Origin of the sequence: Roseburia sp. 499, from assembly GCF_001940225.2 — a bacterium.
Taxonomy (GTDB): domain Bacteria; phylum Bacillota; class Clostridia; order Lachnospirales; family Lachnospiraceae; genus Petralouisia.
This window is the reverse complement of record NZ_CP135164.1, coordinates 748,794-760,114: the sequence shown is the minus strand read 5'-3', so window position 1 is coordinate 760,114 and position 11,321 is coordinate 748,794. Positions and strand designations below refer to the sequence as shown.

Here is an 11,321-nt window from a genome sequence, read left to right as displayed (position 1 = left end):
ACCGTTGCGCAATCGGTTGTTCTATATTTTGAGTATATCAACTATAGTTTCTGTTGTCAACATTCATTTTTATATATATTTTCATTATTTTTTTGTGCACTTTTTACATCCATTTTCACTTTTTATGTGCGCAATCGGTTGTTCTACATTTTTAACACTACAGGATATGAAAAAAAGAATATTCTCTCTGCTTTCTTCAGAAAGAACATCCTTTTTTATCACTCTAACATGTCTTTTCTTCGCACTCACATCCAGCTATTGTAACGGATTCTATGCCTTGGTCTTTTAGGTATCCGCAAGCATTTAATCCTCTGCGAATAACCTCATTCCACTCTTTTGCAGAAAGATTATAGCTACTTTCATCATCCAAAACTACGGTACAAGCATTTTCTAAAAGACAGTTCGGGGAATATGCTACTTTATACATATTTTTCCTGCTAATGGCACCAATTTCTTCCAACATATTTACCATACGATACACGGTCGCTGCGCCAATACACTCATCTTTTTTGGATGCCTTATAAAAAATTTCCTTACAGCAGTTACAATCTTCCTCTAAAATAATATCCAGAATCAATTTTCGCTGCCTGGTAATTCTACATCCGTTTTCTTTTAATTTTTCCAGTATCATTTCTTTCTGCATCTGTGTTTTCATATTATTTTGCTCCAACCATACCTTTTACTTTTAATGTGTTACTCTCCTTATAAGGACGGAACAGCAGATAAATAAATCCCGCGATAAGAACAAGTGCTACAACTGTTCCTATTCCAAACACGCCTGTTGTAATCCATGTTCCAACCTGATATACACACAAGGAAACAATATATGCCAAAACACACTGATATCCAATAGCGAACCAGAACCATTTTGCATTGTTCATTTCTCTCTTAATTGCTCCCATTGCTGCAAAGCAAGGTGCACACAACAGGTTAAATACCAAGAAGGAATATGCTGCTATTGCTGTCATGCTTCCTGCCAACTGTCCCCAAATCTCTACTCCATCTTCCGCTACTTCGCCGAATCCAAAGAGAATACCAAATGTACCAACTACGTTTTCCTTTGCAATCAATCCTGTTACGGCTGCAACTGCCATTTTCCAATCTCCCCATCCGAGTGGTGCAAAAATTGGTGCAATTACACTTCCGATACTTGCCAAAATACTATTATCTAACTGTTCCGCCTCTAACATTCCGAAGGAACCGTCTACCCATCCGAATCCTTGTAAGAACCAAAGTACAATAGTAGACAGAAGAATGATAGTTCCTGCCTTCTTAATAAAGGACCATCCGCGCTCCCACATGCTTCTTAATACATTTCCAACAGTAGGAAGATGATATGCCGGAAGTTCCATAACGAATGGCGCCGGATCTCCTGCAAACATTTTAGTTTTCTTTAAAATAACACCAGAACAGATAACTGCTGCAATTCCTACGAAGTAAGCACTTGGAGATACCCACCATGCGCCATCAAATAATGCACCTGCAATCAAAGCGATAATTGGTAATTTCGCTCCACACGGAATAAATGTAGTAGTCATAATTGTCATCTTACGATCTCTGTCATTTTCAATAGTACGGCTTGCCATAACTCCCGGAACACCACATCCGCTTCCGATTAACATTGGAATAAAAGATTTTCCGGAAAGACCAAACTTACGGAAGATTCTGTCCATGATAAATGCAACTCTTGCCATATATCCACAAGCCTCTAAGAAAGCAAGGAAGATAAACAATACCAGCATCTGAGGAACAAATCCAAGAACTGCTCCTACACCGGAAATAATACCGTCTACAATAAGTCCTGTTAACCAATCTGCACATCCGATATTTTCAAAGAAGGACTGTGCTCCCGGAATAATACATTCACCAAACAACGTATCATTGGTCCAGTCTGTAACAAATGCGCCAACCGTTGTTACGGAAACATAATATACAAGAAACATTACAGCCGCAAAAATTGGAAGCGCCAGAAAACGGTTTGTTACAATCTTGTCAATCTTATCAGAGATTGTCAGTTTTTCTTTATTCTGCTTTGTATAACATTCCTTAATAATAGAAGAAATATAAGTATATCTCTCATTTGTAATGATGCTTTCGGTATCATCATCCATTTCTTTTTCAATCGTATTGATTTCTGCTGTTACATCAGGAACCTGTTTCATCTGTGCAGAAATCTTGTCATCCTTCTCTAATAGCTTAATCGCAAAGAAACGTTTCTGTTCTTCCGGAATATCTGCTCCAATCTTATCTTCAATAGAAGCAAGAACGCTTTCCACTTCCGGCGCAAAGCTATGTACCGGTACCTTTGCTGTTTTGCTTTCTGCAAGCTTTACTGCCTTTTCTGCAGCTTCTTTGATTCCGGTTCCTTTTAAAGCAGAAATCTCTACTACCTCGCAGCCCAATTTTTCACTAAGCTTCTTTATCTTTATTTTGTCGCCATTCTTCGCAACAATATCCATCATATTAACTGCCATGATAACCGGAATTCCCAGTTCCATCAACTGTGTAGATAAATATAAATTTCGTTCTATATTGGTTCCATCCACAATATTTAAAATCGCATCCGGTCTTTCACCGATTAAATAGTTTCGCGCTACCACTTCTTCTAACGTATACGGAGACAGCGAATAAATTCCCGGAAGGTCCATAATAACCACATCTTTATAACCTTTTAACTTTCCTTCCTTTTTCTCCACTGTTACTCCCGGCCAGTTTCCCACAAACTGATTGGAACCGGTCAGTGCATTAAATAATGTTGTTTTTCCGCAGTTTGGATTACCTGCTAACGCTATCTTTACTGACATATGAACTCCTCCTATTCTACCTCTATCATTTCTGCATCAGCTTTCCGCAGAGACAATTCGTATCCTCTTACTGTAACCTCTACAGGATCTCCCAGAGGAGCTACCTTTCTCACAAACACTTCTACTCCCTTTGTAATCCCCATGTCCATAATCCGACGTTTTACCGGACCATCTCCATTGAGCTTGCGGACTTTTACTGTTTTTCCGCACGCAATCTCTTTTAATGTCATGTTCTTTTCCTTCCTTTATACCATTATTTTATTTGCCATATCTTTATTAATGGCAACTCTTGACTCCTTTACATTTACAATCATGTTTCCGTTGATTTCGGATACAACAGTTACCAGACCACCAATTACAAATCCAAGATTCTCCAAAAATCTTCTGGTCTCTTCTTTTCCACCAACTTTTTTAATGATGTTAGCTTCTCCTGCTTTCGCCATAGTTAAAGGCATCACGCTCATCCTCTCTTTTCGTATTGATAATGAATCTCATTTCCTTTACTTAGGTTAGTATATGCTAACTTGCGTTAGTTGTCAAGGATGTTATTGATAATTTTTCTCAATTTGCGCTTTTCTGTTGCATATGGTATACTACAGTTATTCGTAACTAACTAAAAAAGGGGATTTTATATGAAAACAAATGAATCAGCCGAAAACTATTTAGAAACGATTTTAATTCTAAGCCATAAGTTACCTGTGGTACGTTCTATTGACATTGCTACAGAGCTCGGATTTAAAAAATCCAGTGTTAGTGTTGCCATGAAACATTTACGGGAAAAGGAACATATTACAGTTTCAGAAGCTGGCTTTATTACTCTGACCGATACCGGAAGAGAAATTGCAGAAATGATTTATGAACGTCACAACACTCTCACCAATATGCTGGTAACATTGGGCGTAGCACCGGAAGTTGCTGCTGAAGACGCTTGCCGAATCGAACATGTCATCAGCACAGAGAGCTTTGCCGCTATCAAAAACCATTTTAACAGTAAAAAAAATCAGATGTTATGATTAAATCATAACATCTGATTTTTCTTTACTACGCTCAATTCTTTCGTTCATTTTCCTAAATGGAATTGCCAACAACAATCCAATCACCAAAGAGATTACTACATATATTCCCATTACACCGATATATTTCAAATAATCAGCTCCATGCATTCCTCCGATACATTCTCGCATAGCATTCATTCCATACGGAAATGGAAGATATTTGTAAGTGTACTGATATACCTTCGGTAAGGTCTCGATTGGAAAGGTTCCTCCGGCTCCTGCTACCTGAATGACCATTATGACCACTGCAAGCGCTTCTCCGATATTTCCAAAAGCCACTGTCAATGAATAGATGAATATGGTAAATACCAAACTGCTAACTGCCGCCGCAAGCCAATATAGAAACGGATGCGGACATTGTATTTTTATATAGAATATCTCTCCCAATATTGTAATTAATGTCTGCACCTGTCCCACTAGGAAGAAGAAAATATATCTTCCAAAATATTGTTGGTAAGGCTTCACATTAGTAATTCCTTTCTCCGGGAGTACCTTTACATGTACAATAGCAACCAAAATTAATGCACCAACCCAAAGCGCCAGTATTGTATAAAAAGGTGCCATAGCAGAACCATAATTAGCAATTGGATATATCTGCTCCGTCTCCAGGCTTACCGGAGATGAAATAAAATCCGCAAGCTGTTTTGGGTCTGTTTTTAACATATCCACTAGTTCCTGATACTGTTCATCATTTTCAAATTCTTTTAAACTGGTAACAACGACATCCAGACTGGCAATTACTTCTTCTGTTTTCGCCCTAGACTCTTCCAGTCCTGCTGTTCCATCCTTTAGTACTCCTTCATATTCTGCCAAAACTTCTTCAACTTCACTAAAATCACCATCCATACCTCCCAACATAGACTGTACATCTAACAGTGAACTCTGAACGGAATTCATTGTAGAACGTAAGTTAGGTCTTACGGAATATTCAAAACTATCTTTTAATGCTTGTATTTGATTCTGACATGTAATAATTTCCTGTACTAAATTGTTTTTCAACGCTTCTGCTGTATCCGACAATTCTGTCTGACTGGCAGATAACTTATTCAAATCTGCTTCAATCGTATCCAGACTACTATTAATTTCATCAATTTTTAACTGCGTGCCTTCATCCGTCCATCCGGATACCGCATTATTAAACAACTGACGTATATAAGGAAGTGCCGTCTGAATACCACCAATCGCACTATTTGCATCCAATTGCCCATCAATAGAATTTAAATCTGACTGAACTGCATTCTTCAAATCCTCTAATGCACCATCTACAATTTTAAAACTGTAAGATACCATATCCAGTAGTGACTCTGCACTACCCGAATTATTCAACGCTGCATCCTGTATGCTGTTAATAGTATTTTTCCCATTATTAACGATATCATTCAGGTTAGGCAACACCGCCTGACTGGTTGCCATAATATTAGACGCTGAATCTGTAATTCCAATAAACGAACTGAGCAAATTAGAATACAATTGCAGATTTTCCTTTAATTCTACTAATTTTTCTGTAACAGTATCAAATACGCTTCCGTTTTCTCCTTCTCGACCGGATAATACATTACTTACCTCCATAATTCCTTCTGCCAATGTGCTGACAAAGGTACTATTTACCTGTTCCTGTACCGCCTTCTTTGCTTTTCCGGTAATCTTAGGCGCAATTGCATTTTTCTTTTCATTTTCGTAATATACAATTTGAGGATGTTGAATATCGCCCCCTAAAAAGCTTATCATATCCTCTGTAAAATTCTCAGGTACTACAAGAGCAGCATAGTAATCTCCGTTATTTACTCCTTTAACCGCTTCATCCTCGGTATCGGTAAAAACCCAGCCTATGGTATTATTACTCTTTAATCCTTCAATTACACTATCACCAACATTTAATTCCACACCCGAAACTGTGCTTCCCTGGTCTAAAGAGACCACTGCAACCCTCAGATTAGAAGTAGCATCCGGACCATATGGATCCCAATTTGAAAAAATATTAAACCAGGCATATAGCGACGGAATGACACAAAGCCCCATAACAATCACTACTGCTACTACATTTTTACTGATTCTTCTGGTATCTGCAAGAAAGATTTTAATGATGTTTTTCATTTCCGCCCTCCATGCCTTCTTCACTCTCTATTTTTTCTAATACTTCTTGTATCCGGTTCTCCAACACTTCATTTCCGATGAGCTGATATCCTTCCATCTCCTGTTCTTCCCCATTTAACTTCGCCATACGTTCCATAAGATTGTAATCCATATATTCTACAGCAATTAAATATGCTGCCAAAATAAATAGAGAAACAATCCAAAGTATGAGAAATATAACTTTCGAGCTATTTGTCCAAAACAAAAGAGCAAGAAAAATCAACGGGATAACGAGAATACATTTTAGTCCAATGGAAATTCTCTTCTGATTCTTTTGATGAATCTGTCCTTCATAGTGCATCACCATATCATATGCTTTTTTATATTTATCATCTTCCATTTTCCTCACTCCTTTTTACATCATTTTCGTATCTTCCATTCGTTTTTCCACGAAATGATTTAGTTTGATAAATGGTTTTCTAATTATTAATCCAATTACAAGGGACGCAACTGCAAATATCAGCAGTTCTCCCATAGATTTTACATAGGTACTTCCGTACATTCCTCCAATGGTCTCCCTCATAGCATTGATAGCGTACGGAAACGGGAAGAAGATATAAATATTTCGGTAAACAGAAGGCAAAAGCTCAATTGGGAAGGTTCCACCGGAGCCTGCAATCTGAATAACCATAATAACTACTGCAATAGCCTTTCCCACATCTCCGAAAGAAAGAGTCAATGCGTATATCAGCAACGTAAATACAAAGCTTGTTACCGATGCAGTCAACCAGAACATTCCCTTATCCAGAATCTGACAATGCAGGAGATAAATATCTCCTAGCACTACAATAAGCGCCTGAATCTGCCCTAATACAAAAAATAACAAATATCTCCCAAAAAACAACTGATACAACTTTACATCCGGCATATTTTTCGGCTCCGCCTTTACCTTTACTAATGCAGCTAAAAGCATGGCTCCTACCCATAATGCAAGCACTGTATAAAAAGGTGTCATGGCAGAACCATAATTTTCAATAGGATACACCTGTTTCGTGTCAATTTTTACCGGCTCTGAGAAAAACTCACCATAGGTATCCGGGTCTCCCTGCATAAGCTCTATCAATGCATCTACCCTTTCATCCTCGCTTACGCTATTCAACTTATCTATGATTGCAGTCAACTTCCCGCTTACACTCTGTAAAATTGTCTGAATCTGTTCCAGACTCTGATTTGCTCCATCTAATGTCGTTACCACACCATCGAAAATATCACTGGTATTTTCCAATGTTTCATCCGTGCTTTCTAACAACTGAGATACTGTTCCCAAAATCTGTCCTGTACTATCCAGAATACCATCCACCTGCGGCACCAGACTATTGGTATACATATTTCTCATATTTGCCACAGAATTGCTGCAACTGGTAAGTGTAGCTGTGATATCTCCTACTTTGGCATTTACCAGACTTTCCCGAATATCATTTGCTACATTTGGTAAATTGCCGGTATCCATATTTGCTAAACTTCCTGTTTTTTCTCCTGCAATTCCAAGCTGTTCTAAAGCATTCTGAATATCTCCGGCTCCATTTGCAAGGGAATTAAGAGCTTCCAATGCCTCCTGAAGCTGTTGTTCTAATTCCTGACTCTGCTGGCTATCCTCCGGCATTGTAATATTATTCAATGCTGTCACCAACTCCGCAATTTGTTTCTGCAATTCTGCCACATCCTGAGCTGCCTGCGTCATATCTGACACTACTGTACTTGTCTTATCTGCCAATTTTGCATTTGAAATATCTGTGGCAATCTTATTCAAAGATGTTTCAATGGTTGCAAGAGATGTATTTACATTCGCGCTAAAATCAGAAAGGCGTGTCTGTGTATTGGCAATATTTCCACTTACTGCATCTATATCGCTAATTCCTATTGCCACCTTTTCCTGCAGTCCCTGAAGCTTTCCCTTGGCTTCACCCACTGATGCGGTCAGAGCCTCATTTCCCTCTAAAAGGCTACTGACTGCTGCCTCATATTCTTTGAGGTTTTCATTGATTCCTTCTATTTTTCCAATGAATTCCTCTATCTTATTGCTGTTTTCCAACTCCCCAGACATTGCATTAGTCTGCTCAAACACCGTACAAATGACCACTTCTATAAACTTTGCATCAATACTTTGCTGCAGGGTGGAAACCGCTGTATCTGTAATTTTAGTTGCTACTGCATTCTTCTTTTGATTCTCATAATATGTAATACCGGGATTGGCAAATCCTTCTGCAAACATATTGTACATTTTATAGGTAAAATCCTTTTCAATGACAACGGCTGCATAATAATCTCCACTTTTTACTCCTTCAATTGCCTCTTCTGAAGTATCTACAATCACCCACCCTATGGACTCATTTGTCTTTAATTCCTCTAATACTTCATTTCCCATATTTTCTGTTGTTCCATCCGGAAGTGTATATCCTTTATCTTCTGAAAAAGCTGCTATTTTAATATTAGCGGTATTGGAATAAGGATCCCAATTAGAATAAATATTAAACCAAGCATACAATGATGGTAAAAAGCATAATCCGATGATAATAATAAGTGCCAACAGATTCTTTACCAACCTTTTTACATCTGATTTAAATATCGTTAATATATTCTTCATGGCCGTACCTCCTAATATTAATATTATACCATCAACGCCTTCCGTCTTCAATAAACAATCCTCTAAATATGTACTTCTTTTAGCAACTCCTCCATAGGACGATTCCGTTCTCCCGCTTGCTCTTTCATATATTCCTGCCTGGTCTGTTCTGATACTCGTTCTATTTCTTCCTTTAGTTCCCGTGCCGACAACAACAGACAATCCTGCCCACGAATAATAATCTGCTCTAGTCCATCTGAAGTTGCTACTGTCACACGATATTTTTTTCCATTTTCATGGGCAAATTTTTCAATATACTGGTCTGCAGTCTCTGCTTCAGCCGTAAATACCACATGGATATTATGATAATCCGTCACCTCTGCTGCATGTCCTTTTACACGATAAGCATCAAACACTACAATCAAATTACACTTACGAATCCCCTGATAATTACACAAAATATCCATGAGCTTTCCTCTTGCTCCGTCCAGATTGGTCTCTGCCAGCTCTTTCAACTCTTCCCATGCGTGAATCACGTTATAACCATCTACCAGCAGATATTCTTCCTCTGACTTTCTCGGCTGATAGGTTCTGGTTACAGAAGATATTTCTAATGGCTTACGCTTTTTGGCAAAACCACTTTCTACAGAATTCCCCTTGTCTTTCTTATTTGCTCCATATGTTCTTGACAGGATTTCATCAATTTCTTCCGTATCAATCCACATTTCTTCTGTATATTCTGTAAATATCGGCTCCTCTTCTATCTGTGATACTTCTGCAGTCTCTAGTGTACTTTCCAGATGCATATAATTTTTAACCTCGTCCCAATTTACTACAAATCCTGCTCCATGAGCGCAGAACACAGAACCTGTAGGATTCTCTAAATCCGCTTCTGAATCATAACACTTCTCTGCAATAACCTCTTCCTCGTTGTGACAAGGGCCATATCCCAAAATCGTGCAAAAGAGCTTACCTTCCCCCCTGGTATATGCTGTCACTTCTTTAGGATAATCCTGAAGCAACGCCACCGGTGCACTTCCTGTAAGCACCGCTCTCCCATTTTGAATCTCCGGTGTTTCAAACACTCCATGCATCCGCTCTAAGTCTGTCATAGCACGTCCAATACTGCTTTCCGGCACTTCAAGTCGAAAGGAATAATACGGTTCCAACAGTACAGATTCCGCTTGTTTTAATCCCTGTCGTACTGCCCGATAAGTTGCCTGTCGGAAATCTCCACCTTCGGTATGCTTCTGATGAGCTCGGCCAGTAGTCAAAGTAATCTTTATATCCGTAATCGGTGCACCGGTCAAGACACCCTTATGCTCTTTTTCTTCCAAGTGTGTCAAAATCAATCTTTGCCAGTTACGACTTAACACATCTTCGCTACATTCAGTGGCAAACTGAAGCCCACTTCCTGGCTCTCCCGGTTCCATTCTAAGATGTACCTCTGCATAATGACGTAATGGTTCAAAATGTCCCACGCCTTCTACTACATTTCGTATGGTCTCTTTATATACAATATTTCCTGCTCCGAACTCAATCTCTATTCCAAACCGCTCTTTTACCAGATATTTCAGAATCTCTATCTGTACTTCCCCCATGACCTGCACCCGAATTTCTTGCAGTTGTTCCTCCCAGACGATATGAAGTTCCGGTTCTTCTTCCTCAAGCTGGCGCAACTTCGGAAGTGCTACTGCTGCATCCATTCCTTCCGGAAGTAAAATCTGATAAGTCAGCACAGGTTCTAGCAATGGTACAGATACTTCAGACTCCATACCAAAGCCCTCTCCCGGACGGGTCTGACTCAATCCGGTTACAGCACAAATTGTTCCGGCTTCTGCTTCTTCTACGGTAATATATTTTTCTCCGGAGTAAATCCGAATCTGATTAATCTTCTCCTGTTGGCCCGGAAGTATCGTTTTTACCCTAAGACTTCCTCCTGTTACTTTTAAGTATGTCAGTCGATTTCCTTGTTCATCTCTTGCAATCTTAAATACCCTTGCTCCAAACTCCTTCGGATAGGAAGGCACTTGACTATACGCAACAAGTCCTTCTAAGAATTCTTCTACCCCCTGCTCCTTTAACGCAGAACCAAAAAAACACGGAAATATCATTCGTTCCTGTATCATTTTTCTGACCTGTTCTATTTTAATACTGCCATCTTCTAAAAACTGCTCCATAGCTTCTTCACCACACATGGCAATATTATCATAAAATTCTTCCGACTCTCCTACAGAAAAATCAATGCAGTTTTCTGACAAACCATCCCGCAACTGCTCCATAAGCACTTGCTCATCTGTTCCAGGCTGATCCATTTTATTGATGAATAAGAAAACCGGTACCTGATATCGCTTTAACAGCTGCCATAAAGTCCTAGTATGTCCCTGAACACCGTCTGCCCCACTGATGACTAAAATAGCGTAATCTAATACTTGTAAGGTTCGTTCCATTTCCGCTGAAAAATCCACATGTCCAGGAGTGTCCAACAGCGTAATCTCTTGTTCCCCAAGTTTGAGTTCTGCCTGCTTGGAAAAAATAGTGATGCCACGTTCCCGTTCCAGTGCATAGTTATCCAAAAAAGCATCCTGATTGTCTACTCTTCCCATTTTCCGAATGCTTCCACTGTGATAAAGCATTGCCTCTGATAAAGTTGTCTTTCCGGCATCTACATGCGCCAGTACAGCTATACAAATTTTGCCCATAGTCTTCTTCCTACTTTTTTCGTGTTTTCCTATATTTTAACATATAAAAAAAGCCTTTGCTATC

The 11,321-nt window shown here is 39.1% G+C and carries 9 protein-coding genes; 1 reads left to right on the top strand and 8 read right to left on the bottom strand.

Annotated elements, in window-relative coordinates:
- Nucleotides 1-223 precede the first annotated feature (223 nt).
- From BIV20_RS03825 to BIV20_RS03810, 4 genes are read right to left on the bottom strand one after another with little or no spacing between them, the layout of a single operon-like run.
- Nucleotides 224-655, bottom strand: a complete 432-nt coding sequence (locus tag BIV20_RS03825; RefSeq protein ID WP_075718268.1) for a transcriptional repressor — start codon at nt 653-655, stop codon at nt 224-226.
- A gap of 1 nt (nt 656) precedes the next feature.
- Nucleotides 657-2,804, bottom strand: a complete 2,148-nt coding sequence (gene feoB / locus BIV20_RS03820) for a ferrous iron transport protein B (RefSeq protein ID WP_075718266.1) — start codon at nt 2,802-2,804, stop codon at nt 657-659.
- A gap of 11 nt (nt 2,805-2,815) precedes the next feature.
- Nucleotides 2,816-3,034 carry a FeoA family protein gene (locus tag BIV20_RS03815; protein ID WP_075718264.1) on the bottom strand — a complete coding sequence of 73 codons (219 nt, stop codon included), beginning with the start codon at nt 3,032-3,034 and terminating at the stop codon, nt 2,816-2,818.
- 15 nt (nt 3,035-3,049) lie between these two features.
- Entirely contained in the window at nt 3,050-3,262 is a 213-nt protein-coding gene (locus BIV20_RS03810) for a FeoA family protein (RefSeq protein ID WP_075718262.1), read from the bottom strand.
- Between the two features lie 174 nt (nt 3,263-3,436).
- Between BIV20_RS03810 and BIV20_RS03805 the strand changes: the two genes are divergently transcribed.
- On the top strand, nt 3,437-3,817 hold the full coding sequence (locus BIV20_RS03805) for a metal-dependent transcriptional regulator (protein WP_075718260.1): 381 nt from the start codon (nt 3,437-3,439) through the stop codon (nt 3,815-3,817).
- On the opposite strand, the gene BIV20_RS03800 is transcribed toward BIV20_RS03805, so the two are convergent.
- The 4 genes from BIV20_RS03800 to BIV20_RS03785 form a co-directional block, all read right to left on the bottom strand.
- Entirely contained in the window at nt 3,818-5,953 is a 2,136-nt protein-coding gene (locus BIV20_RS03800; RefSeq protein ID WP_075718258.1) for a YhgE/Pip domain-containing protein, read from the bottom strand. It abuts the gene before it with no gap.
- Nucleotides 5,937-6,332 carry a hypothetical protein gene (locus BIV20_RS03795; protein WP_075718256.1) on the bottom strand — a complete coding sequence of 132 codons (396 nt, stop codon included), beginning with the start codon at nt 6,330-6,332 and terminating at the stop codon, nt 5,937-5,939. The genes BIV20_RS03800 and BIV20_RS03795 overlap by 17 nt, the downstream gene beginning before the upstream one ends.
- Nucleotides 6,333-6,347: 15 nt before the next feature.
- A complete protein-coding gene (locus BIV20_RS03790; RefSeq protein WP_075718254.1) occupies nt 6,348-8,576 on the bottom strand; it encodes a YhgE/Pip domain-containing protein in 2,229 nt (742 codons plus the stop codon).
- Nucleotides 8,577-8,638: 62 nt separating this feature from the next.
- The gene (locus BIV20_RS03785; protein WP_075718252.1) at nt 8,639-11,257 is read right to left on the bottom strand and encodes a translation factor GTPase family protein; all 2,619 of its coding nucleotides are present in this window, start codon (nt 11,255-11,257) and stop codon (nt 8,639-8,641) included.
- Nucleotides 11,258-11,321: the final 64 nt, after the last annotated feature.

Excerpts from the sequence above, each read along its gene's own strand:
- BIV20_RS03825 (WP_075718268.1), bottom strand. The coding sequence starts at position 655 with ATGAAAACACAGATGCAGAAAGAAATGATACTGGAAAAATTAAAAGAA.
- feoB (WP_075718266.1), bottom strand. The coding sequence starts at position 2,804 with ATGTCAGTAAAGATAGCGTTAGCAGGTAATCCAAACTGCGGAAAAACA.
- BIV20_RS03815 (WP_075718264.1), bottom strand. The coding sequence starts at position 3,034 with ATGACATTAAAAGAGATTGCGTGCGGAAAAACAGTAAAAGTCCGCAAG.
- BIV20_RS03805 (WP_075718260.1), top strand. The coding sequence starts at position 3,437 with ATGAAAACAAATGAATCAGCCGAAAACTATTTAGAAACGATTTTAATT.
- BIV20_RS03800 (WP_075718258.1), bottom strand. The coding sequence starts at position 5,953 with ATGAAAAACATCATTAAAATCTTTCTTGCAGATACCAGAAGAATCAGT.
- BIV20_RS03795 (WP_075718256.1), bottom strand. The coding sequence starts at position 6,332 with ATGGAAGATGATAAATATAAAAAAGCATATGATATGGTGATGCACTAT.
- BIV20_RS03790 (WP_075718254.1), bottom strand. The coding sequence starts at position 8,576 with ATGAAGAATATATTAACGATATTTAAATCAGATGTAAAAAGGTTGGTA.
- BIV20_RS03785 (WP_075718252.1), bottom strand. The coding sequence starts at position 11,257 with ATGGGCAAAATTTGTATAGCTGTACTGGCGCATGTAGATGCCGGAAAG.